Raw genomic sequence first — 24,594 nt, 5'->3', positions numbered from 1 at the left:
GCGCTCCGTCTCGGCGTTCACGCCCCGGCACCTCGTTGCGCGGTGGCTCGCCCCATCATCCCAATCCGGGCGCATCTGCGCCAGCCCCGATCAGGTGTTCTGGACGGGGACCGCCTCGGTGTCCGGCAGCGGGCTCGCGTCGCGGCCGCGCAGATCGGGGTGGTAACGCACGGCGAGCACGGGCACGATGAAGCCGACGAGCGCGAAGATCGCGGCGGCCCAGAATCCGCCGACCGCACCGTTGCTGTCGATCAGGAAGCCGGCGGCGGCTGAACCGAGTGCCGCACCGATCAGCTGGCCGGTGCCGACCCAGCCGTACGCCTCGGCGGTGTCGCTGAACTTCACGCTGGCCGAGACGATGGCGAACAAGACGGCGAGGGCAGGCGCGATGCCGAGACCGGAGACGAACAGTGCTCCGGAAAGCCACCAGAACACGTCGTTCTCGGTGACGAGCGCCATCACGACGGCGGAGAGGCCCATGCCGACGAAGACGACGAGCATGCGCCTGGCGGTCGACCATGGGCCGATCGGCACGTGGCCGAGGCCGAGGCCGCCGGCGATGGAACCGATCGAGAAGATGGCCAGGACGATTCCGGCCTCAGCGCCATCGTGTCCGAAGGTCGCGACGACCGCGGCCTCGACGGCGGCGCAGGCGCCCACGAGCAGGAAGCCGACGCCGGTCGCCAGCAACACCGGCGGGCGGCGCAACACGGCGCCGAGCTTGCGCTTGCTGCGCGGGATCCGCACCCGGCCGAGTTCGGGGGAGGAGATGAACCAGATTCCGCCGCCGACCATGAAGATCACCGCGAGCATGATGCCCCACACGGTGCTGATCTGGATCGCGACGAAGGTCGTGACGACGGGGCCGACCACCCAGATGATCTCCTGTGCCGTGGCATCCAGGGAGAACAGCGGGGTCAGCTGGCGGGAATTGACCATCTTCGGGTAGATGGTGCGGACCGCCGGCTGGATCGGCGGCATGCTGAGTCCGGCGAGGGCGCCGACGACCATGTACATCGGCACCGACATGGGCACGAGCGCGATGGTGCTCACCATGGCGACGCAGATGACCAGCGTGGCCGTGATGACGGGGCGCATGCCCCAGCGGCCCATGAAACGGCTGGTCAGCGGGCCGGCGATGGCCTGCCCGACGCTGGTCGCCGCGAGCACGAGTCCCGCCGCGCCGTAGCTGCCGGTGCTCTGCTCGATGTGCAGGAGGAAGGCCAGCGAGAGCATGCCGAACGGGAATCGGGCGACGAGCTGGGCCGAGATGATGCGCGCAACGCCCGGAGTTTTGAGAAGGTCGGAGTAGGTGCTCACAAGTCCTCGATTCTACCGAGCGAGACGGCACCGTCGCGCTGCGCGTCGTCGCAGCATATAGCGTGGCAGAGGGCGCGCCCCCGCGCCAGTCGCAACGATCTGCGTTGGCCGAATTGCCCGGCCGGGTACGCCAGCGCTCACCACTGATTGGAGACACCGGATGCCGCATCCGCTCGTGACCGCCGACGAACTCGCCGCACTGCAGGCCGACGCCGCTGCCGGTGGCACCCCGGTGCGAGTGCTCGACGTGCGCTGGACCCTCGGTGGCCCGGCCGGTCGGCCGCAGTACGAGGCCGGCCACATCCCCGGCGCCGTCTATGTCGCCCTCGACAGCGAACTTGCCGGCCACGGGGAGCCGCGGGACGGCAGGCATCCGCTGCCCGCCATGAGCGATCTGCAGGCCGCCGCCCGGGGCTGGGGCCTGAACGACGGCGACATCGTCGTGGTCTACGACGACTGGAAGAGTCACGCCGCCGTGCGAGCCTGGTGGCTGCTCGGCTACGGCGGAGTCGCCGATGTGCGGGTGCTCGACGGGGCGCTGCCGGCCTGGACCGCCTCAGGGCGCTCGCTGTCCAGCGGCACCGCGGATGTCGACAACACCCTTCCCGGTGCCATCACGCTCGGGTCCGGCCGGCTGCCGGTGCTCAGCATCGAGCAGGCCGGCGCACTGCCGGCATCCGGTGTGCTGCTCGACGCGCGCGCCGGCGAGCGCTACCGCGGCGAGGTGGAACCGATCGATCCGCGCGCCGGGCACATCCCCGGTGCCGTGAGCGCGCCGACGGCCGGCAACCTCGACGCGGACGGCCGCTTCCTCGGCGCCGCCGAGCTGCGTGCGCGCTACGAGGCGCTGGGCGTCAGCGACACCGCTCCCGTCGGTGTCTACTGCGGCTCCGGTGTCACGGCCGCCCACAACGCGCTCGCGCTGACGATCGCCGGGTTCCGCCCCGCGCTGTTCCCCGGCTCCTGGTCGTCGTGGTCGAACCACGACGAACTGCCGGTGGCAATCGGCGCGATGCCCTGAGGCCGTCTCCACCGGGGCGCGTGCAATAAAGGCGCGTGAAGGCAGGATTCCTTGCAACTAAACGTCGCCAAACGCGGCTGTGTTGTGCGTTAACGTGCGACCAAAACGTTATCAATCCTCGTTTTGGCCTGCGGCCCAGTGCATTAGGCTCGATTCCACCCGAATGGGCGGAACCCTCACCGACGCGGGTTCCGAATCCGAGAGTAAGGATCCACCATGCGTATTCGCTACGCCGTTCCGGCCCTCGCCGCGGCAGCCGTTCTGCTGCTCTCCGGCTGTGTCGACAACTCCACGCCCTCCGCCGGCGGCAGTGACGAGGCGAGCGCCCCGGCCATCGCCGCGGACGACGCCGCGATCGCGCTGCTCCCAGACGGCGTCGGCGACGACGGCAAGCTGGTCATCGGCATCGACCCGACCTACGCTCCGAACGAGTTCAAGGACGCGGACGGCAACCCCATCGGTTGGGGAGCGGAGCTGGCAGAGGGCATCGCCGCGAAGTTCGGTCTGACACCGGAATTCCAGGTCTCCAAGTTCGACAACATCATCCCGAGCGTCACCGGCGGCAAGGCCGACATCGGCATGTCGAGCTTCACCGACACCGTCGAGCGCCAGAAGCAGGTCGACTTCGTCAACTACTACAACGCCGGCATCCAGTGGGCGTCCGCCGCAGGCAACGAGGTCGACCCCAACAACGCCTGTGGGCTCAAGGTCGCCGTGCAGGCAACCACCTACGAAGACACCGATGAGGTTCCGGCCAAGAGCGAAGCCTGTGTCGCAGCGGGCAAGGCCCCGATCGAGAAGGTGCAGTTCGACACGCAGGATGCCGCGACCAACGCCGTCGCGCTCGGCCAGGTCGACGCAATGAGTGCAGACTCGCCCGTCACCCTCTACGCAATCGCCCAGACGAACGGCAAGCTGCAGGCCGCAGGAGAGACCTTCGACATCGCGCCGTACGGCGTCGCGGTCGCCAAGGACTCCGGCATGGCTGAGGCCGTTCAGGCTGCCCTGCAGTCGATGGTCGACGACGGCAGCTACGACGAGATCCTCAACGCCTGGGGCGTTGCAGACGGCGGCATCAGCGAGATCACCATCAACGCCGCCTCGAAGGGCTAGTCGTGTCACAGTCAGAACACAACCGTTCGGCGGCGGGGGCCTCCCCGTCGCCGAACGGCGTTGAAGCGGCGGGCGACGAGAAGCGACCCGAAGCGATCAAGGCGATCAAGCTGCGCCACCCGTGGCGCACCGTGTTCGCCGTCGTGCTCATCGGCATCTTCGTGCTGTTCATCATCGACGCGGCGCAGCGCCCGGCCTACGACTGGGCATCCGTCGGCAAGTACGTCTTCGACGTCCGGGTGACGCAGGCCGCGCTGGTGACACTCGAGCTCACGGTGCTCTCGATGGTGTTCGCCATCATCCTCGGCATCCTGCTCGCCGTGATGCGACTCTCGCCGAACCCCGTCGTGAAGAGCGTCGCGTGGTTCTACCTCTGGATCTTCCGCGGGACGCCTGTCTACGTGCAGCTCGTCTTCTGGGGCCTCATCGCGATCATCTACCAGACGATCGACATCGGGATCCCGTTCACGGAACCGTGGGTCTCGATCCCGACGACCGCCGCGATCAGCACCTTCTGGATCGCCGTCATCGGCCTGGCGCTCAACGAAGCCGCCTACATGGCGGAAATCGTGCGCGCCGGTCTGCTCTCCGTCGACAGGGGACAGGAAGAGGCCGCGACGGCGCTCGGTATGAGCTGGTCGCAGACGATGCTCCGCATCGTCATCCCGCAGTCGATGCGCGTGATCATCCCGCCGACAGGCAACGAGGTCATCTCGATGCTGAAGACCACCTCGCTCGTCACGGCGGTGCCATTCAGCTTCGACCTGTACAACCGCACGCGTGACATCTCGGCCGAGACGTTCAACCCGATCCCGCTGCTCATCGTCGCGTCGATCTGGTACCTGTTCTTCACGTCCATCCTGATGGTCGGACAGTACTTCCTGGAGAAGCGCTTCGCCCGTGGCATCGGCGACCGCCGTCCGGACAAGGCTGCAGGCCCGACCGGCACCATACCGGTCATCGGCGGCAACCAGCCGACAGTGCTCACCGGACCGGCCTCGGTCGAGCCGAACCGTGCTGGAGACCCACCCATCAACCCAGGACACGGAGGGAAGCGATGAGCGACACACTCAGCACAGGGCAGACCGCTGGCGCCGCGGCATCCACGACCCCGATGGTGCTGGCAGAGGCCGTCTCGAAGAGCTTCGGCTCCAACGAGGTTCTCAAGTCGATCTCGCTCGAGGTCAAGCGCGGCGAGGTGCTCTGCCTCGTCGGGCCGAGTGGCTCGGGCAAGTCGACGTTCCTGCGCTGCATCAACCACCTCGAGGTGCTCTCGGCCGGCCGGCTCAGCGTCGACGGCGAGCTCGTCGGCTTCCGTGAGGCCAACGGCAAGCTCTACGAGCTGCACCCCAAGGAGGCTGCCAAGCAGCGCCGCGAGATCGGCATGGTGTTCCAGCGCTTCAACCTGTTCCCGCACATGACCGCGCTCGAGAACATCATGGAAGCGCCGATCCGCGTCAAGGGGCAGAAGAAGGCGGTAGTCGAGAAGCGCGCCCGTGAGCTGCTGGAGCGTGTCGGCCTCGCCGACCGTGCCGACTACTACCCGGCGCACCTCTCCGGCGGTCAGCAGCAGCGCGTTGCAATCGCCCGCGCTCTCGCCATGGATCCCAAGCTCATGCTCTTCGACGAGCCGACCAGTGCACTGGACCCGGAGCTCGTCGGCGAGGTGCTCGACGTCATGAAGGAGCTGGCGAAGTCCGGCATGACGATGATCGTCGTCACGCACGAGATGGGCTTCGCCCGCGAGGTCGCCGACAAGCTCGTGTTCATGGACGGCGGCGTCGTCGTCGAGTCCGGCGACCCCCGCGAGGTGCTCTCGAACCCGCAGCACCAGCGCACGAAGGCGTTCCTCTCCAAGGTGCTCTAGCCAGCCATCCGCTGGTTGAGCCTGTCGAAACCCAGAAGGCCCCGCGAGAGCGGGGCCTTCGTTCGTTGTCGACACCCCGTTGGTTGAGCTTGTCGAAACCGCGCGTGCGCCGGGCCGAGGAGTGGGCTCAGCCCGCGAGCACCTTCGCGATGCGCTGCAGCGAGACGCTCTCGGCGGTGCGCAGTTCCTGGGCGAACAGGCTGATCCGCAGCTCCTCGATCATCCAGCGGGCCTTCACGAGATTCGCGGGCGCGTGCTGTGCGAGCGGGATCGTGCCACCGGCGTTGCGGAACGCGGTCAGCCCCGATTCCACCTCGGTGAGACCGACGCGGTCCCGGCCGGGGTTGGCGACGAGCTTCTCGACCCGCACCGTGATGCCGCCGAGGTAGCGCGGCAGGTGCCGCAGCCGCTCTAGCCCCGTCTGCGAGACGAATCCGGAGTAGATGAGCCCATCGAGCTGTTGCCTGGCGTCGGCCAGTGCGGCCATGATCGTGATGCTGCTCGCTGCCTTGAGCGCCTTGTCGGCCTTGCGCGCGGCGGTGAGGATGCTCGTGACCATCTTCACGGTGTCGAACATCGTGTCCATCACGACGCTGGAGACCCGATCGCGCACCGTCTCGAATTCGGCCTTGCTGAACACGAGCCCGTCCGGCTTCACCCGGAACAGCACGTCGTCGACGCAGGCGGCGAGGCAGTCCTCGAACAGTGCCTGCGCACCACGGTATGGGCTCGCGGCCAGGGTCAGCTTCTCGGTGCTGGTCAGGTGTTGTTGCACGTAGCCGAGCGGCGACGGGATGGCCAGAAGCAGCAGGCGACGGATGCCGCCTGGCATCGCCCTGGCCTGTTCCTCGGCGGTCGTGAGCAACCGCAAACCGACGCTCTGCCCCTCGTCGACGAGTGCGGGGTAGGCGCGGATCGTGTTGCCGCCCTGCTTGAGGTCGACGAAGCGGGGAATCTCCGTGCCCTGCTGGTCCGGTCCGTTGCCCGGAATCGGCGGCAGCCCGGTCGGGAAGGCGGTGAGTCCGCTGCGTTCGGCGAAGGCGCTGCCGCCGCTCGGCCCGCCCGGTGCTCCGGGGCGTCCGGGCCTTCCGCCGCGCGGCTGCACGCTGAAGTCGCCGGTGTGCGCGCCATCGGTCTCGCCCGCGCGGCCCCCGCGGCGGCCACGGCCGCCCCCGGCATCCGGGTCGGCGAAGGTGCTCGCGACGGCATCACGGGCACGCTCGCTGAGCCGGCCCTGCAGTGCACGCAGATCCTTGTCGCTGTCGATCTCGCGCCCGCGGCTGTCGACGACGCGGAAGGTGACGCGCAGGTGCGGCGGCACCCGGTCGAGGTCGAAGTCGTCGGCCGTCACCGGGATGTAGACGAGCTTCTTGATCACGGCGGCGACGGCCTCCGTGAACGGTGTGACCGTCATCGGCGCGGTGCTGCGCGATGCGCTTCCCGTGCCCTCCGGGCGCTCCGGCAGCTCGGCTGCGATCTTCGCCGCCCAGTCGGCGGCCGGCACGACGTTGCGGCGGATCACCTTGGGCAGGCTCTTCAGCAGCGCGGTGATGAGCTCGTCGCGGAGGCCCTCGACCTGCCAGTCGAAGCCCTCCGGGCGCAGCCGCGCGAGCAGCGTCAGCGGCACGACGACGCTCACGCCGTCGTCCGGTGCGCCGGGCTCGAACTTGTAGCGCAGCGTGAAGACCTGGTCGTCCTGCCGCCAGCTCGGCGGGAACAGCGTGCTGTCCGCCTCGCTCGCGACGTCCTCAGGGACGAGGGCCTCTGCCGTCATCGTCAGTAGATCGGGCGTCTCCTTGTGCGCGCGGCGCCACCAGGTCTCGAAGCTGCGGGTGGAGTTGATCTCGGCCGGGATGCGGCGGTGGTAGAACTCGAACACGGCCTCGTCGTCGACCAGGATGTCGCGGCGCCTGGTGCGCTCCTCGAGCTGCTCGAGCTCGGCGCGCAGGCGCTTGTTGGCGCGGTCGAAGGCGGTGAGCCCTGCATTCAGCCGCGACACGTCCCACTCACCCTCGACGAGGGCGTGCCGGATGAACAGCTCGCGGGCGTAGTGCGGGTCAATGGTGCCGAACTGCACGCGCCGTTTCGGCACGATCGGCACACCGTAGAGGGTGACCTTCTCGTAGGCGACGACCGAGCCCTGGTTCTTCGACCAGTGCGGCTCGGAATAGCTGCGCTTGCAGAGGTCCCCGGCCAGCGGCTCCGCCCAGGCCGGGTCGATCGCCGCGTTGGTGCGGGCGAAGAGCCTGCTGGTCTCGACGAGCTCGGCGCTCATCACGGCATCCGGCTGTTTCTTGGCCAGCGCCGAGCCGGGGAAGAGCGTGAAGCGGGCCTGCCTGGCTCCGATGTACTCGCCCTTGCCGCGGCGGGCGGATGCCGCATCCTTCGAGCCGCGTGGGCCGCTCGCCTTCGCCGCCTGTGCCTGATCCTTCAGCCCGATGTGGCTGAGCAGACCGCTGAGCAGGGCACGGTGGATGCCGTCGGGGTTCGGCGCGCTCGGCTCACCGTCGCGCGCGGAGTCGTGCACCGAGAGTCCGAGCGGCTTGGCCAGCTGGCGCAGCTGCCGGTAGACGTCGTTCCACTCGCGCACGCGGAGGTAGTTGAGGTACTCGTTCTTGCAGAGCCGGCGGAAGGCGCTCGAGCCGAGCTCACGCTGCTGCTTCTCGAGGTAGTTCCAGAGGTTGAGCAGGCTGAGGAAGTCGCTCGTCGGGTCGGTGAAACGGGCATGCTGCTCGTCGGCCTGCTGGCGGCGCTCGAGCGGCCGCTCCCGTGGGTCCTGAATCGTGAGCCCGGCGACGATCGCCAGCACGTCGCGGCTGACGCCCTGCGTCTTGGACTCGATCACCATGCGCCCGAAGCGCGGGTCGATCGGCAGCTTCGAGAGCTGCTGCCCGATGCGGGTGAGCTTCGGGGTGGCGGATGCCGGTGTGGTTGCCGTGCGGTCGTGACTGCCCTGCGCCGAGTCGGCTCCCGAGTCTGCCGCGGCGTTCTGGCTGCCGCCGTGCTTGCCGCTGCGCGGCAAGCCTTTCGCAACGCTGCGCGTTGCGCCGAGCTCGCTCAGCAGGTCGAGGCCGTCCTTGACGCCACGGGAGTCCGGAGGGGTGAGGAACGGGAACTTCGCGATGTCGCCGAGATCCAGGGCGATCATCTGCAGGATCACGGCGGCCAGGTTGGTGCGGAGCACCTCCGGCTCGGTGAACTCGGGGCGGCGGTTGAAGTCCTCCTCGGAGTACAGGCGGATTGCGATGCCGTTGCTCGTGCGGCCGGACCGACCGGAGCGCTGGTTGGCGCTGGCCTGCGAGATCGCCTCGATCGGCAGCCGCTGCACCTTGGAGCGCACGCTGTAGCGGCTGATGCGGGCGGTGCCGGCGTCGATCACGTACTTGATGCCGGGAACGGTGAGGCTCGTCTCGGCCACGTTCGTCGCCAGCACGACCCGGCGGCGCACTCCGGCGACCGTCGAGGGCTGGAACACGCGGTGCTGGTCGGCGGCGGAGAGCCGGCCGTAGAGGGGGAGCACCTCGGTGACGCCGCCGCGGCCACCCGTCGCGCCGTAGTGACCGCGCACGGCCTCCTCGGCATCCCGGATCTCGTTCTCTCCGGAGAGGAACACGAGCACGTCGCCGCTGGACTCGCGGGCGAGTTCGTCGAGGGCGTCGAGGATGCCCTGCAGGTAGTCCTTGTCGTCGGCCGGGTTCGCGGCGCCCGTGGCCTCGACATCGTCCTCGTCGAGATTCTCCTCTGCAACGAGGGGCCGGTAGCGGATCTCGACGGGGTAGGTGCGGCCGGAGACCTCGATGATCGTCGCCGGAACGGGCTCGCCGCCGTCGGCCGGCACGCTCGCGAAGTGCTTCGCGAAGCTCTCCGGATCGATCGTCGCCGAGGTGACGATGACTTTGAGGTCCGGCCGCTTGGGCAGCAGCTCGCGCAGATAGCCGAGCAGGAAGTCGATGTTGAGGCTGCGCTCGTGCGCCTCGTCGATGATGATCGTGTCGTAGCGGCGCAGCAGCCGGTCCCGGTGCATCTCGTTCAACAGGATGCCGTCGGTCATCAGCTTGATCTTCGTGCTGGCCGTCGCCTTGTCGGTGAAACGCACCTGATAGCCGACGACGCCGCCGACCTCCTCGCCGAGTTCTTCGGCGATGCGCTCCGCGATGGTGCGGGCCGCGAGCCTGCGCGGCTGGGTGTGCCCGATGCTCGTGCGGCCGAGCTCGAGACAGATCTTCGGGATCTGCGTCGTCTTGCCCGAACCGGTCGCGCCGGCCACGATCACGACCTGGTTGTCGCGGATGGCGTCGGCGATCTCGTCGCGCATCGCACTCACCGGCAGCTCGGGCGGGTAGGTGATCACGGGGATGGCGGCGGTGTCAGTCATCAGCCCTCCATCGTACGCGGAGTCACCGGCCTAGTGGGCGAGCTGCCCCGCTGGTTGAGCCTGTCGAATCCCTGCCCGTCTCCGCGTGGTGCGAGAGGGCTTGCTCCTCAGCTCGCTGGCTCGAGGGAGCAGCTGAGGAACGAGGCCGCGACCGAAGCCTCGTGGGTCGTTGTGCTGTTGCGCACCCGAGTCTTCCGGATTCAGGGCTGCCGCCTTTCACGATGCTTCGCATCGTGCCCCGCCGACCCTCCCGCGCCGCTGCTGCGCGCTGCTGCCTGCGGTGTCTGCTGGTTGAGCCTGTCGAAACTTCGCAAAGGGATTGACGTGACAGAGTACTTTGCGTTACAAAGTAACTATGACGAACGCAGTCGAACCCCATGAGCAGGATGACGCGGCCGAGATGCTCGCGCTGATCACCACGCAGCAGCGCAAGGTCGACCAGCTGATGCTGCGTCCGATTCCGTGGATGCTCGGCATCTGGGGCGCGGCGTGGCTCATCGGCTTCCTCGTGCTGTGGTCTGCGTACCCGGACGGGAACCCCGCCTTCACTATTCCGATGGCGGTGGCCGCCCCGATCTTCGCTGTGCTGATCGTGGGAGCCATCGTCGCCTCCGCCATCATCGGCGCGCGCCTCAACCGCGGCGTCAAGGGCGAGTCGAACTTCGCCGGCGCGGTCTACGGGATCTCGTGGTCGCTCTGCGGCATGGCATTCGCCGCGCTCGGCGTCGGGCTCATCTCCAATGGCATGTCGCAGGAGCTGGCGAGCATCTTCTTCCCCTCTGCCTTCTCACTGATGTGCGGAACGCTCTACCTCGCCGGTGCCGCGCTCTGGCGCCAGGTGAGCATGCTCGTGCTCGGCATCATCATGCTCGTGGTCGGAGCGATCGCCCCCTTCTTCGGGGCGCCGACGAACAACCTCGTGATGGCCGTCTTCGGTGGGGGAGCGCTGCTCCTCTCCGCGCTGGTGTTCGCCGTGCGCTTGCGCCAGGGTCGCTGAGCCATGGCTCCCGTGCAGCAGGGCGAGCTCGACCCGGTGATCCACGCCGCCGCCCGCCTCAAGATCACAGCGACGCTCGCCACGATCCCGCCCGGCGACAAGATCTCCTTCCCGCGGCTGCAGGAACTGCTCGACATGACGCCGGGCAACCTCTCCACGCACCTCCGCAAGCTCGAGGACGCCGAATACGTCGAGGTGGAGAAGACCCACCAGGGTCGCACGCCCGTCACTTACATCTCCCTCAGCAAAGCCGGTCGCCGCGCCTTCGAGGACTACACCGACGCGCTCAAGCAGCTCCTTGGAGGCACAGCATGACCGCCCTCGCCCAGCTCGATCACGCCAGTCGCCGCTTCGGCGATGTGCTCGCCGTCGACGACGTCACCCTCGAGATCGAGGCGGGCAGCATGCTCGGCCTGCTCGGCCCGAACGGGGCGGGCAAGACGACGCTCATCTCATTGTTGAACGGGCTGCGCCGCCCGACATCCGGCAGCGTCACCCTGCTCGGCCGCTCGCCACAGGACGTGCGCTCACGGCAGAGCCTCGGCAGCACGCCGCAGGAGACGGCGCTGCCCCCGACGCTGCGCGTCGGCGAGGTCATCGACTTCGTCGGCAAGCACTTCGAGCAGCCGATGCGCACGGAGGCGCTCGCGGAGGAGTTCGGGCTCACTCCGCTGCTCAAGCGCCAGGCCGGTGCGCTCTCCGGCGGGCAGAAGCGCCGGCTCAGCGTCGCGCTTGCTTTCGTCGGCCGGCCCAAACTCGTGCTGCTCGACGAGCCGACGACGGGTCTCGACATCGACGGCAGGCACACCCTGTGGCAGGCGGTGCGCCGCCAGCACGAAGCCGGCGCGACGGTTGTCGTCACGAGTCACTACCTGGAAGAGATCGAGGCTCTCGCCGAACGCGTGGTTGTCATGGCGGGTGGCCGGGTCATCGCCGATGACACGCTTCAGGCCATCGTCGGCAAGGTCGGCGTGCGCCAGATCCGGCTGCGCACGCCGGAGCCCTCCGCCGTCGGTGCGCTGCCAGGAGTGGCCCGGGCCGAGACGGTCGGAGCCGATTCGGCGGATGCCGCCGAGCTGCTGCTCTACACGGCCGACTCCGATCAGTTGATCCGCGAACTCGTGGGCTCCGGCATCCGCTTCGCCGATCTCGCCGTGCGCGGCGCAACGCTCGAGGAGGCCTTCCTCACCCTGACCGAGTCGGACAGGGCCCACTCAAACCGGGCCGCCGCATCGCCCGCCCCGACCGAGACCGAGGAAGTCGCCCGATGAGCACCATGTCACTGGCCATGCTGCACGCGAAGTACGACCTGATCGAGACGGCGCGCATCCCCATCGCCCTGATCGGATCGCTCGTCTTCCCCGCGCTGGCCCTGCTGTTCTTCGTCGTGCCGCAGCGCACGGTCGCGAACGACCCGCTCTTCGCCACCCAGGCCGTCATCTCGCTCGCCGTGTTCGCGGTGATGTCGAATGCGCTGTTCAGCTTCGGGCTGACGATCGCCGAGAACAGGGAGAAGCCGTGGGATCCGTACCTGCGCACCCTGCCGGCGCCCGGCCTCTCGCGGGTGCTGGCCCAGGTGTTCTCCACCGGCATGCTCGGGCTCGCCGCGATCATCCCCGTCATCGTGATCGGCGGTCTCTTCACCGCCGCCGAGGCGTCGCCGCCGCGCATCCTCGCCGGCTTCGCCGCACTCGCGGTCTCCGCTCTGCCGTTCATGCTCATCGGTATCTGCATCGGCTACTCGATGCCGTCGAAGGCGGCGATCGCCGTCGTGCAGGTCGTGATGTTCGCGCTCGCCTTCGCCGGCGGCCTGTTCCTGCCGCCGATCCTCTTCGCCGACTGGCTCAACACCCTGTCCAAGTTCACCCCGTCACGTCAGGCCCGCGAGTTCGTCATCTGGGCCGTGCAGGGCGGGGAACTCGAATGGTGGGTGTGGGTCGGGATCCTCGTCTGGACCGTGCTCGGCCTCGCCACCGCGCTGTTCCTGTTCCGCCGCGACGAGGGCCGCCGCTACCACTAGTGCGCTTCGCTGCCCAGCACAGATGGCGCGGACGCGACTTCGCCGGTGGCGAAACGGTTCGCAATGATGGGCCGGGCCCGCGGCATCCGTGATGGGATGAGGCAATGAGCATCGCAGCTGAGAACACGACAGTCCCCACAGTCACGCTGAACGACGGCCGCACCATTCCGCAGCTCGGCTTCGGCGTCTTCAAGGTCGACCCCGTCGAGACCGAGCGCATCGTCACGGATGCCCTCGAGGTCGGCTACCGCCACATCGACACCGCTCGGATCTACGGCAATGAGGCCGGCGTCGGCAGGGCCATCGCCGATTCGGGCATCGCCCGCGACGAGCTCTTCATCACGACCAAACTGTGGAACGACGACCAGGGAACCCAGTCGGCCTTCGACGCCTTCGATCGCAGCCTCGAGCAGCTCGGGCTCGATGAGGTCGACCTCTACCTGATCCACTGGCCCGCACCGGCGAACGACCGCTTCGTCGAGGCGTGGAAGGCTCTGGAGAAGATCCGCGAGAGTGGTCGGGCACGCAGCATCGGTGTCTCCAACTTCACGGTTCCCTACCTCCGCCGCCTTCTCGCCGAGACGGATGTCGTGCCGGCCGTCAACCAGATCGAACTCCACCCCGCCCACCAGCAGCCGGCCACCACGGCGCTCAGTGCGCAACACGGCATCAAGATCGAGGCATGGGGCCCGCTCGGCCAGGGCAAGTACAACCTGTTCGAGCTGCCGGAGGTCACGGCGTCGGCAGAGGCGCACGGCAAGACGCCAGCACAGGTCGTCATCCGCTGGCACCTGCAGCAGGGCAACATCGTGTTCCCGAAGTCCAATCGGCGTGAGCGCATGGCGGAGAACTTCGACGTGTTCGACTTCGAGCTGACGGATGCCGAGCAGACCGCCATCACCGCGCTCGAGCGTGAGGGCCGCGTCGCCTCGCACCCCGACGACGTCAACTGACACGCAGGCTTCTCGCGCAGTCTCGACATCGCTGGTTGGGATCCCTCCCGTCGGGGGAGCCCCACCCGTTGGTTGAGCTTGTCGAAACCCCCTACTGCTCAAGGCCCCGGTCTGAGCGCTCGCTCGGCCGGGGCCTTGTGTTGTAACCGGGCCGGCATCGGTGGCGGGTCCCGGGTTTGCCGGGGTGGGGGCTGCCGCCTTTCGCGACGCTGCGCGTCGCGCTTCGCGACACGCCCGGCGCCGCTGCTCGTTTTGCGCAGGGGGCTGGATGCCGCGTAATGTCTTCCTTGTTGCCCCACAGGTTTGGAAGCGGAAAACGCAGGCCGGCCTCAAGCGGGAACACAGATCTTAGCCATAAATCCTTTGTTTGCCGCATTTGCGGTGGCCGGGTTTCACGCCTAAGATTGACACTTGCCTCTTCTTCTTCTCGCCTTCGGGTTTGAGTCGGTTTCTGGTGCTTTCGGGCCTGGAGTGTCTGATTCGCTCGGTTTTGCGGGGAGGGGATGATCTGGTAAGTTAGAGAAGTTGCCTCGGAGCGGCAGCCGCGAGTAAAGCGGCAAGAATCCGGGTGCATCCGATCCTTGAGAACTCAACAGCGTGCACAATGTCAAATGCCAAAAACCTCGTACCTCTTTGTGAGGTAGGAGATTCCTTTGGAAAACATTTAAACAACAAAGCAAGTCAGTAATGATTTGTTCTGTCAGTTTCAAACTTGCTGAGGTGTCCGCCTATTCCGGTGGTGCCGACGCGCAAAATGTGTCAGTTGCTTCGGTGGCTGGCTATTAAACATTTACGGAGAGTTTGATCCTGGCTCAGGACGAACGCTGGCGGCGTGCTTAACACATGCAAGTCGAACGATGAAGCTGGGTGCTTGCACCTGGTGGATTAGTGGCGAACGGGTGAGTAACACGTGAGCAATCTGCCCTTGACTCTGGGATAAGCGTTGGAAACGACGTCTAATACCGGATACGACCCTCGGAGGCATCTCCTGGGGGTGGAAAGAATTTTGGTCAAGGATGAGCTCGCGGCCTATCAGCTTGTTGGTGAGGTAATGGCTCACCAAGGCGACGACGGGTAGCCGGCCTGAGAGGGTGACCGGCCACACTGGGACTGAGACACGGCCCAGACTCCTACGGGAGGCAGCAGTGGGGAATATTGCACAATGGGCGAAAGCCTGATGCAGCAACGCCGCGTGAGGGATGACGGCCTTCGGGTTGTAAACCTCTTTTAGTAGGGAAGAAGCGAAAGTGACGGTACCTGCAGAAAAAGCACCGGCTAACTACGTGCCAGCAGCCGCGGTAATACGTAGGGTGCAAGCGTTGTCCGGAATTATTGGGCGTAAAGAGCTCGTAGGCGGTTTGTCGCGTCTGCTGTGAAATCTGGGGGCTCAACCCCCAGCCTGCAGTGGGTACGGGCAGACTAGAGTGCGGTAGGGGAGATTGGAATTCCTGGTGTAGCGGTGGAATGCGCAGATATCAGGAGGAACACCGATGGCGAAGGCAGATCTCTGGGCCGTAACTGACGCTGAGGAGCGAAAGCATGGGGAGCGAACAGGATTAGATACCCTGGTAGTCCATGCCGTAAACGTTGGGAACTAGATGTGGGGACCATTCCACGGTCTCCGTGTCGCAGCTAACGCATTAAGTTCCCCGCCTGGGGAGTACGGCCGCAAGGCTAAAACTCAAAGGAATTGACGGGGGCCCGCACAAGCGGCGGAGCATGCGGATTAATTCGATGCAACGCGAAGAACCTTACCAAGACTTGACATATACGAGAACGGGCCAGAAATGGTCAACTCTTTGGACACTCGTAAACAGGTGGTGCATGGTTGTCGTCAGCTCGTGTCGTGAGATGTTGGGTTAAGTCCCGCAACGAGCGCAACCCTCGTCCTATGTTGCCAGCACGTAATGGTGGGAACTCATGGGATACTGCCGGGGTCAACTCGGAGGAAGGTGGGGATGACGTCAAATCATCATGCCCCTTATGTCTTGGGCTTCACGCATGCTACAATGGCCGGTACAAAGGGCTGCGATACCGTAAGGTGGAGCGAATCCCAAAAAGCCGGTCTCAGTTCGGATTGAGGTCTGCAACTCGACCTCATGAAGTCGGAGTCGCTAGTAATCGCAGATCAGCAACGCTGCGGTGAATACGTTCCCGGGCCTTGTACACACCGCCCGTCAAGTCATGAAAGTCGGTAACACCCGAAGCCGGTGGCCTAACCCCTTGTGGGAAGGAGCTGTCGAAGGTGGGATCGGTGATTAGGACTAAGTCGTAACAAGGTAGCCGTACCGGAAGGTGCGGCTGGATCACCTCCTTTCTAAGGAGCACGTGCACCTCTCCTCTGTATACAGGGAGATCACATAGGTGCCAGCCATATCCGAGGCGAATGTTCTCGGGTGGCGCTCATGGGTGGAACATTGACATTGCCGCAACACGAATCAGATTTCGGTTAGTACGCCTCACTTGTGGGGAAGGAACGCTGGGGCCTGGGGAGGGTTGCGGATGCACGCTGTTGGGTCCTGAAGGACCGGGTCACGTTTTGACGTGGACGACCTTCTGGACTTCGGTCAACATCCGCACAGGCGCAAGCCGGCAGGTGTTGGGGGAGTACCGCCCGTACTTTGAGAACTACACAGTGGACGCGAGCATCTTAGATTGATGTCTTCGGATGTCAATCACAAAGATTTTTAGGACACCAGCTTCGGTTGGTGTTCGACTAATCATTGGTCAATTTTTCTGAACGAAAGATCGATTCAAACTCATGTGATTTCAAGATTCTAAGAGCAAACGGTGAATGCCTTGGCATGTAGAGCCGAAGAAGGACGTAGTAATCTGCGATAAGCCTCGGGGAGTTGATAAACGAACTGTGATCCGAGGATGTCCGAATGGGGAAACCCCGCTGGGTGCTTTCGGGCAACCTAGTGACTCCCGCCTGAATATATAGGGCGGGTAGAGGGAACGTGGGGAAGTGAAACATCTCAGTACCCACAGGAAGAGAAAACAATAGTGATTCCGTTAGTAGTGGCGAGCGAACCCGGAAGAGGCTAAACCGATCATGTGTGATAGCCGGCAGGTGTTGCATGGTCGGGGTTGCGGGACTTTTCTGCTGCTTCTGCCGAACAGTGAGCGTTACAGAGGAATATAGACGAACAGGTTTGAAAGCCTGGCCATAGACGGTGCCAGCCCGGTAGTCGAAATGTTCCAATGGCGCGAAGAGTATCCCAAGTAGCACGGGGCCCGAGAAATCCCGTGTGAATCTGTCAGGACCACCTGATAAGCCTAAATACTCCTACATGACCGATAGTGAACAAGTACCGTGAGGGAAAGGTGAAAAGTACCCCGGGAGGGGAGTGAAATAGTACCTGAAACCGTTTGCTTACAAACCGTTGGAGCCAGTCTGATTCTGGTGACAGCGTGCCTTTTGAAGAATGAGCCTGCGAGTTAGTGATCAGTGGCGAGCTTAACCCGTGAGGGGAATGCGTAGCGAAAGCGAGTCTTAATAGGGCGATTGAGTCGCTGGTCCTAGACCCGAAGCGAAGTGATCTATCCATGGCCAGGTTGAAGCGACGGTAAGACGTCGTGGAGGACCGAACCCACTTAGGTTGAAAACTGAGGGGATGAGCTGTGGATAGGGGTGAAAGGCCAATCAAACTTCGTGATAGCTGGTTCTCTCCGAAATGCATTTAGGTGCAGCGTTGCGTGTTTCTTGCCGGAGGTAGAGCTACTGGATAGCCGATGGGCCCTACAAGGTTACTGACGTTAGCCAAACTCCGAATGCCGGTAAGTGAGAGCGCAGCAGTGAGACAGTGGGGGATAAGCTTCATTGTCGAGAGGGAAACAACCCAGACCACCAACTAAGGTCCCAAAGCGCGTGCTAAGTGGGAAAGGATGTGGAGTTGCACAGACAACCAGGAGGTTGGCTTAGAAGCAGCCACCCTTGAAAGAGTGCGTAATAGCTCACTGGTCAAGTGATTCCGCGCCGACAATGTAACGGGGCTCAAGCACGCCACCGAAGTTGTGGCATTGATATTTTAGGTAGGCCTTCGTGGTCCAGCCGTATTGATGGGTAGGAGAGCGTCGTGTGGCCAGTGAAGCGGCGGTGTAAACCAGCCGTGGAGGCCACACGAGTGAGAATGCAGGCATGAGTAGCGAAAGACGGGTGAGAAACCCGTCCTCCGGAAGACCAAGGTTTCCAGGGTCAAGCTAATCTTCCCTGGGTAAGTCGGGACCTAAGGCGAGGCCGACAGGCGTAGTCGATGGACAACGGGTAGATATTCCCGTACCGCAGAAGAACCGCCCAAGCTAATCCAGTAATGCTAAGTGTCTGAATCCCCGTGACGGATCCCTTCGGGGTGATGCGTGTGGGCCTAGCACACGACCCTATGCTGGTGCGGTTAGCGTATTAACAGGTGTGACGCAGGAAGGTAGCCGAGCCGGGCGATGGTTGTCCCGGTCTAAGGGTGTAGGCCGAGAGATAGGCAAATCCGTCTCTCATATAAGGCTGAGACCCGATGGGTAGACGTTAGTCGAAATCGGTGATCCTATGCTGCCAAGAAAAGCATCGACGCGAGGTTCAATGTGCCCGTACCCCAAACCGACTCAGGTGGTCAGGTAGAGAATACTAAGGAGATCGAGAGAATCGTGGTTAAGGAACTCGGCAAAATGCCCCCGTAACTTCGGGAGAAGGGGGGCCTGAGGCGTGAAGGGATTTACTCCTGGAGCGTTTGACGGCCGCAGAGACCAGTGGGAAGCGACTGTTTACTAAAAACACAGGTCCGTGCTAAGTCGCAAGACGATGTATACGGACTGACGCCTGCCCGGTGCTGGAAGGTTAAGAGGAACGGTTAGCGTAAGCGAAGCTGAGAATTTAAGCCCCAGTAAACGGCGGTGGTAACTATAACCATCCTAAGGTAGCGAAATTCCTTGTCGGGTAAGTTCCGACCTGCACGAATGGCGTAACGACTTCCCAGCTGTCTCAACCGCGAACTCGGCGAAATTGCACTACGAGTAAAGATGCTCGTTACGCGCAGCAGGACGGAAAGACCCCGTGACCTTTACTACAGCTTGGTATTGGTGTTCGGTGTGACTTGTGTAGGATAGGTGGGAGACTTTGAAGCTTGGACGCTAGTTCAGGTGGAGTCATTGTTGAAATACCACTCTGGTCACTCTGGACATCTAACTTCGAACCGTGATCCGGTTCAGGGACAGTGCCTGGTGGGTAGTTTAACTGGGGCGGTTGCCTCCCAAAAAGTAACGGAGGCGCCCAAAGGTTCCCTCAACCTGGTTGGCAATCAGGTGTCGAGTGTAAGTGCACAAGGGAGCTTGACTGTGAGACTGACAAGTCGAGCAGGGACGAAAGTCGGGACTAGTGATCCGGCAGTGGCTTGTGGAAGCGCTGTCGCTCAACGGATAAAAGGTACCTCGGGGATAACAGGCTGATCTTGCCCAAGAGTCCATATCGACGGCATGGTTTGGCACCTCGATGTCGGCTCGTCGCATCCTGGGGCTGGAGTAGGTCCCAAGGGTTGGGCTGTTCGCCCATTAAAGCGGTACGCGAGCTGGGTTTAGAACGTCGTGAGACAGTTCGGTCCCTATCCGCTGCGCGCGCAGGAAATTTGAAAGGATCTGACCCTAGTACGAGAGGACCGGGTTGGACGAACCTCTGGTGTGTCAGTTGTTCCGCCAGGAGCACCGCTGATTAGCTACGTTCGGAATGGATAACCGCTGAAAGCATCTAAGCGGGAAGCCGGCCTTGAGATGAGATTTCCATACCTTCGGGTGAGAGGCTCCCAGTAGACGACTGGGTTGATAGGCTGGATGTGGAAGCGAGGACTAAAGACTCGTGGAGCTGACCAGTACTAATAAGCCGATATCTTGAAAATCATTACACACACATCGTTGTAAGGCTGGTGTGTGTGGCACGGTGAGAGTCCGTGAGAATGCTTGCGTCCACTATGTGGTTCTCGATGTACGGTCGAGAACCAAACACCAACACTTTTGTGTGTTGGTTGTTTGATTCACTTTGATACATCAATAGTGTTTCGGCGGCCATAGCGAGAGGGAAACGCCCGGTTACATTCCGAACCCGGAAGCTAAGACTCTCTGCGCCGATGGTACTGCAGGGGGGACCCTGTGGGAGAGTAGGACACCGCCGGACTTACTTTGGAAGAAAGCCACCCCCTCGGGGGTGGCTTTCTTTCGTTAACACCCCACCCGCCGGCCGCGGTACTGAGCCACCCGCCGCCTCGTATAGACTTGAGCCATATCAACTATGTGCTGTTTCGGTGGCCATAGCGAGAGGGAAACGCCCGGTTACATTCCGAACCCGGAAGCTAAGACTCTCAGCGCCGATGGTACTGCAGGGGGGACCCTGTGGGAGAGTAGGACACCGCCGGACTCAACTGTTGGAAGAGGCCACCCGCCTGTGCGGGTGGCCTCTTTTTTTGTGTCGGCACTCCGACTTCGGCCGGGTGACTCTTACGCCGTGTTGCGCGACTCTTACGTCGCGTGTCACCGGGGCTCGCGGCATCCGCCCGCCCGGAATAGCGTTCACTGCATGCCCCGCTCACTCCGCGTTGTCGCCGTCTCCGGCAGTCTGCACGCGCCATCCAAGACCACCGCGCTCGTTCGCGCCATTCTCGTGGCGCTCGAGCGGGCACTGGGCGGCTCCTATGACATCGACGTACACCTGATCGAGCTGAGCGAGGTCGGTCGGGCATTCAGTGGGGCGCTGCGCCGCGACGAGCTCTCGGCAGAGGCCGAAGCGGAGATCGTGCGCATCGAGGAGGCGGATCTGCTCGTCGTGGCGAGCCCCGTCTACCGGGCCTCGTTCACCGGGCTGTTCAAGCACGTCTTCGACTTCGTCGGACAGTATTCGCTGCGCGGGACCCCGGTCCTGCTCGCGGCGACCGGAGGAAGCGACAAGCACGCACTCATCATCGAGCACCAGGAACGGCCGTTGTTCTCGTTCTTCCAGGCGCTCACGCTGCCGATCGGGGTCTACGCGCAGGATTCCGACTTCACCGCCTACGAGGTCAGCAACCCCGCGCTGACCGCCCGGATCGACCAGGCCATCGCGCAGGGACTGCCGCTCGTGCGCGCCGCGCTCGCGCCGACGGCCGACCCCGTCGCATACGTCGGGGCGTGGTGAGGATGTCGATCTCTGATTGTCCGTTGCTGCCGGTCGTCGGCGGTGAGCTCTCCGTGCCGCTGCAGGGCGGCGGCGAAGCCAGGGCCGTGAACCTCGACTACGCGGCCAGCGCCCCCGCCCTCGAATCCGTCGCCACACACCTCAGTGAGGTGCTGCCGTACTACTCGAGCGTGCACCGCGGTGCCGGCTACGCCTCACAGGTGTCGACGGCCGCCTACGAGCACGCGCGCGACATCGTCGGCGGATTCGTCGGCGCCCGCGTCGGCGATGCCGTGGTCTTCACCCGCAACACCACCGATGCTCTCGGACTGCTTGCGTCTGCCGTTCCGGGCGAGACCGTGCTGCTCGACATCGAACACCACGCGAATCTGCTGCCGTGGAGCGCGGAGGGCGGCAGGGGCGCCAGGGTCGTGCAGGCCGGCCAGACCATCGCCGAGACACTGCTCCTCGTCGAGGCCGAACTGCAGGCGCGCCCCGCCGCGCTGCTCACCGTGACCGGGGCCAGCAACGTGACGGGGGAGACCCTGCCACTGCGGCGCCTCGCCACCATCGCACACCGCCACGGCGCACGGCTCGCCGTCGACGGCGCGCAGCTCGTGCCGCACCGTCGCGTCGACCTCGCCTTCGACGGTGTCGACTACCTGGCCTTCTCCGGCCACAAGACCTACGCCCCATTCGGTGCCGGCGTGCTCGTCGGTCGGAGGGACTGGCTGGACGCCGCGCCGCCGTATCTGCGCGGGGGCGGCGCTGTGACATCCGTGACGCTCGACGGCGCGGCCTGGCGGCTCGGCCCGGCCAGGCACGAGGCCGGATCGCCGAATGTGCTCGGCGTAGTGGCGCTCGCCCGCGCCATCCAGGCCATCGATGCCCTCGACGACGCCGAGTGGCACGATCACGAGAGCGCCCTGCGCGAGCGGCTGTTGACGGGGCTCGAGGCACTGCCGCGGGTGCACGTGAACCGCATCTTCTCCGACAGCGTCGACCCGGTCGGCGTCGTCTCGTTCCACATCGACGGGCTCGACGCCCGACTCGCGGCCCTCGTGCTCTCCGCGGAGTGGGGGATCGCCGTGCGCGACGGACGCTTCTGTGCCCACCCGCTGCTGGAGCGCATCGGGCAGGGAAAGGCCGCGGTGCGTGCGAGCTTCGGGCTCGGTTCGAGCACCGCCGATGTCGACGCCCTGCTGCACGCGCTCAGCGAACTGCTCGAGAACGGCCCCGCCGCCGGCTACAGCGAGGTCGATGGCCAGTGGCAGCTCGACGAGGATGACCGACCGCACCCGGAGTGGGCACCGGCGACAAGCGGCGAGGCCTCGTCGTTCGGCTGCGCCGTGCGCTAGGCCACTCAGTCGATCGGCGTCTGCGTGATGCTGAACGAGCCGTCGGGGTTCCAGCTGACGGTGGCCATCGAGGCCGTGATGTCGACGTTGTCGCCGAGTAGCGAGCGAGCCTGCTGCAGCCCGTCGGTGAGCCAGAAGTGCAGGGTGAGTCCGCCCCTGGCGACATCGGCGAGCTCGCCACAGTTCAAGGCCAGCTGTTGCGAGGGGATCACCGCGACGAGGCAGAGCTGCGCGGGGCCGTTGCGGGCGGCGTACACGCGGGTGCCGGTGTTGCCGTTTGCGGGAAGGAACACGATTGCGACGTCGTCCGGGGCAAAGCTCGACTCGAGCACGGCGGGGAGGCTCGCCTCGTGGCTGCCCTTGCCGTCCGCGCTGAACACGTTCAGCAGGGCTTCGTAGCCGTCCGCCATGGGCGTCGGCGTCGGCGTCTGCTCCGCCGGGCCGGCCCCGAACAGCGCGAGGTCTGGCGCCCGCAGAATGCCCGTCGTGGTGAGTGCGGCCAGGGCGCCGAGGAGCAGGCCGGCGCCGAAGGGCGCCCATGATCGCCGGAGGAGACGCCGGCCGGCCGGCCGACTCTGTGCGGATGCCGCTGCGCCGGCATCCTCAACGCCCCCATCGGGACGGGGACCCGGCCGCTGCCCCGACCCGAGGTCGGCCGGCTCGGCCGTCGTGGCGTCGCGTCGCGCCGCCCGGCGTGCCAGCTCGCGCTCGAGTTGCAGCAGCCGCCATTCGCTCGCCCGCAGCAGCACGGTTCGCCCGCTGTCCGGGTCCGTGTACTCGCCCGGCTCCTCCTGCTGGCCCTGCCGTGAATAGACCTGCTCGCGGGCGAGCGCGCGCTCTCTGGCAAGTGCGTCATCACTGAACGCGGCGAAGCCCATCTGTACGGCCACGCTGCCACCTCCCACTCCCGGGGGTCGCTCCGATCCCTCCACGTTACGTCGCGTTTCCCCGTATGAACAGCGCCCCGTAACACGCGGGCGCCCGCCCGGCGCCCGGCGTAACGTGCCCTGCATGAGCGAGCAGATCATCATCGGAGCAATGTTCCGGGCGCTGGGCGGCTACCCATCCGGGTGGCGCTATCCCGGCGCGCACAACAACCCGCGCGGGGATGGCGCCGTGCTTCGGCGCACCGCGAAGCTGGCCGAGGCGGCCAAGCTGGACTACCTCTTCTTCGGCGATTGGCTGGCGACGGGGCACGACCTGGAGTTCCGCGACCCGTACCTCGTGGCCAGGATCGACCCGCTCTCCGCGATCACCTACCTGGCAGGCGTGACCAAGCGGATCGGCCTGATCGCGACGGCCAACACCACATACAGCGACCCCTATGCGTTGGCGCGGGCCACGGCATCCGTCGACCTGCTCAGTGACGGCCGGGCCGGCCTCAATGTCGTGACGGGGGCGGAGCCGCGCGCGGCCGGCAACCACGGCCGCGACGCCCACGCGCCGAACGAGCACCGCTACGACCAGGCCAGCGAGTTCGTACAGGCCCTGCGGTTGCTCTGGGACTCCTTCGAGGACGGCGCATTCGTGCGCGACACCGCCGGAGGGCAGCTGCTCGACCCGGCCAAGCTGCACCGGGCCGACTTCGTCGGCGAGCACGTGCGAGTGACCGGCCCGCTGAACGTCGATCGCCCGGTTCAGGGGCACCTGCCGATCGTGCACGCCGGCACATCCCTGCGGTCGCGGCAGCTTGTTGGAGAGCTCGCGGATGTAGCCCTCGTCGCCGTGCGCTCGCTCGAGGAGGGCGTTGCACTGCGCACCTCGCTGAAGACGCAGGCGGTGACGGTTGGACGCAACTCCGATCAGCTCAAGGTCGTCACCCCGATCCTGCCGATCGTCGCGCCGACCGTGGAGGAGGCGTGGGCGATCTTCGATGAGCTCATCGCCCTGGTTCCGCTCGACGAGGGCGGAGAGTTGGAAGGCGCACCCGACTTCCCGGCCGGGCGTACCGTGCGGGCGCTCTCCGGTGTCGTCGGCGTCGCGCTCGGTCCCGTCGGCTTCGATACCGCCGTCACCGCGCGGCAGGTGGCGAAATTCAGCGACGTCGGGCTGCAACTGCTCGCCACGGTGACCGAGCGCACCGGCCGCACCGTCGGTGATGCCGATCGCCCCGTGACACTCCGGCACCTGTTGGTGACGCACGTCGTGCCGTCGGCGGTCGTCGTCGGCGATGCCGCCTCGGTCGCCGACCACTTCCAGCGGTGGTTCGAGGCGGGCGCGGTCGACGGGTTCAACGTGCTCACCGCGTTCATGGGCGAGCAGTTCGAGGCGTTCACGAGTCTCGTCGTGCCGGAGCTGCAGCGACGCGGGCTGTTCCGCACCGAGTACACGGGGCGCACCCTGCGTGAGCACCTCGGCCTGGAGCGCCCGCAGAACGTCTACGCGGCGGAGCGCGAACGGCAGCTGGAACGGGAGCTCAGGCTCGAGGCCTAGCCGTCGCC

General features: G+C 65.2%; 15 protein-coding genes and 4 rRNA genes. 16 read left to right on the top strand and 3 right to left on the bottom strand.

What is annotated here, in order from left to right:
- Positions 1-90: 90 nt before the first annotated feature.
- Positions 91-1,320: an MFS transporter gene (locus EV379_RS14425; RefSeq protein WP_130506748.1), complete on the bottom strand. Its 1,230-nt coding sequence runs from the start codon at positions 1,318-1,320 to the stop codon at positions 91-93.
- Positions 1,321-1,480: 160 nt separating this feature from the next.
- Here EV379_RS14425 and EV379_RS14420 point away from each other — a divergent pair, with 160 nt between their 5' ends.
- The 4 genes from EV379_RS14420 to EV379_RS14405 all read left to right on the top strand — a co-directional run bounded on the left by EV379_RS14420 (position 1,481) and on the right by EV379_RS14405 (position 5,321).
- Positions 1,481-2,341, top strand: coding sequence for a sulfurtransferase (locus EV379_RS14420; RefSeq protein ID WP_130506747.1), 861 nt, complete (start codon positions 1,481-1,483; stop codon positions 2,339-2,341).
- Positions 2,342-2,557: 216 nt separating this feature from the next.
- Entirely contained in the window at positions 2,558-3,454 is an 897-nt protein-coding gene (locus EV379_RS14415) for an ABC transporter substrate-binding protein (RefSeq protein WP_130506746.1), read from the top strand.
- A gap of 2 nt (positions 3,455-3,456) precedes the next feature.
- Complete coding sequence (locus EV379_RS14410) at positions 3,457-4,515, top strand: amino acid ABC transporter permease (RefSeq protein ID WP_130506745.1); 1,059 nt, start codon at positions 3,457-3,459, stop codon at positions 4,513-4,515.
- Between the two features lie 53 nt (positions 4,516-4,568).
- Positions 4,569-5,321, top strand: coding sequence for an amino acid ABC transporter ATP-binding protein (locus tag EV379_RS14405; protein WP_165397415.1), 753 nt, complete (start codon positions 4,569-4,571; stop codon positions 5,319-5,321).
- 127 nt (positions 5,322-5,448) lie between these two features.
- Here the strand turns inward: EV379_RS14405 and EV379_RS14400 are convergent, their stop codons facing one another.
- Positions 5,449-9,696, bottom strand: coding sequence for a DUF3418 domain-containing protein (locus tag EV379_RS14400; RefSeq protein WP_130506743.1), 4,248 nt, complete (start codon positions 9,694-9,696; stop codon positions 5,449-5,451).
- A 355-nt stretch (positions 9,697-10,051) separates the two neighbouring features.
- On the opposite strand from EV379_RS14400, the gene EV379_RS14395 reads away from it, so the two are divergent.
- The 11 genes from EV379_RS14395 to EV379_RS14345 all read left to right on the top strand — a co-directional run bounded on the left by EV379_RS14395 (position 10,052) and on the right by EV379_RS14345 (position 22,153).
- Positions 10,052-10,693, top strand: coding sequence for a hypothetical protein (locus tag EV379_RS14395; protein ID WP_130506742.1), 642 nt, complete (start codon positions 10,052-10,054; stop codon positions 10,691-10,693).
- Positions 10,694-10,696: 3 nt separating this feature from the next.
- On the top strand, positions 10,697-11,008 hold the full coding sequence (locus tag EV379_RS14390) for a winged helix-turn-helix domain-containing protein (RefSeq protein ID WP_130506741.1): 312 nt from the start codon (positions 10,697-10,699) through the stop codon (positions 11,006-11,008).
- Complete coding sequence (locus tag EV379_RS14385) at positions 11,005-11,964, top strand: ABC transporter ATP-binding protein (protein ID WP_130506740.1); 960 nt, start codon at positions 11,005-11,007, stop codon at positions 11,962-11,964. Before EV379_RS14390 ends, EV379_RS14385 begins: the two co-directional genes overlap by 4 nt.
- The gene (locus EV379_RS14380; protein ID WP_242616393.1) at positions 11,961-12,713 is read left to right on the top strand and encodes an ABC transporter permease; all 753 of its coding nucleotides are present in this window, start codon (positions 11,961-11,963) and stop codon (positions 12,711-12,713) included. The genes EV379_RS14385 and EV379_RS14380 overlap by 4 nt, the downstream gene beginning before the upstream one ends.
- A gap of 104 nt (positions 12,714-12,817) precedes the next feature.
- Positions 12,818-13,666 (top strand): aldo/keto reductase, encoded by an 849-nt coding sequence (locus EV379_RS14375; protein WP_130506739.1) that lies wholly within the window; start codon positions 12,818-12,820, stop codon positions 13,664-13,666.
- 789 nt (positions 13,667-14,455) lie between these two features.
- Positions 14,456-15,983 (top strand): 16S ribosomal RNA (locus EV379_RS14370).
- Positions 15,984-16,433: 450 nt separating this feature from the next.
- Positions 16,434-19,548: ribosomal RNA gene (locus EV379_RS14365) — 23S ribosomal RNA — on the top strand.
- Between the two features lie 158 nt (positions 19,549-19,706).
- Positions 19,707-19,823, top strand: a 5S ribosomal RNA gene (gene rrf, locus EV379_RS14360).
- 123 nt (positions 19,824-19,946) lie between these two features.
- Positions 19,947-20,063, top strand: a 5S ribosomal RNA gene (gene rrf / locus EV379_RS14355).
- The 16S, 23S and 5S rRNA genes sit together here, the layout of an rRNA operon.
- 159 nt (positions 20,064-20,222) lie before the next feature.
- Positions 20,223-20,816 (top strand): FMN reductase, encoded by a 594-nt coding sequence (msuE, locus tag EV379_RS14350; protein WP_130506738.1) that lies wholly within the window; start codon positions 20,223-20,225, stop codon positions 20,814-20,816.
- A 2-nt stretch (positions 20,817-20,818) separates the two neighbouring features.
- On the top strand, positions 20,819-22,153 hold the full coding sequence (locus tag EV379_RS14345) for an aminotransferase class V-fold PLP-dependent enzyme (RefSeq protein ID WP_130506737.1): 1,335 nt from the start codon (positions 20,819-20,821) through the stop codon (positions 22,151-22,153).
- Positions 22,154-22,158: 5 nt separating this feature from the next.
- Here the strand turns inward: EV379_RS14345 and EV379_RS14340 are convergent, their stop codons facing one another.
- The gene (locus EV379_RS14340) at positions 22,159-23,043 is read right to left on the bottom strand and encodes a hypothetical protein (RefSeq protein WP_130506736.1); all 885 of its coding nucleotides are present in this window, start codon (positions 23,041-23,043) and stop codon (positions 22,159-22,161) included.
- A gap of 121 nt (positions 23,044-23,164) precedes the next feature.
- Here EV379_RS14340 and EV379_RS14335 point away from each other — a divergent pair, with 121 nt between their 5' ends.
- Positions 23,165-24,586, top strand: a complete 1,422-nt coding sequence (locus EV379_RS14335; protein WP_130506735.1) for an NtaA/DmoA family FMN-dependent monooxygenase — start codon at positions 23,165-23,167, stop codon at positions 24,584-24,586.
- Positions 24,587-24,594 lie beyond the last annotated feature (8 nt).

The sequence above is a fragment of the Microterricola gilva genome (assembly GCF_004217495.1).
GTDB classification, from domain to species: domain Bacteria; phylum Actinomycetota; class Actinomycetes; order Actinomycetales; family Microbacteriaceae; genus Microterricola; species Microterricola gilva.
Note: the sequence above shows the minus strand (reverse complement) of the source record. Positions and strands in the feature narration are given on the sequence as shown.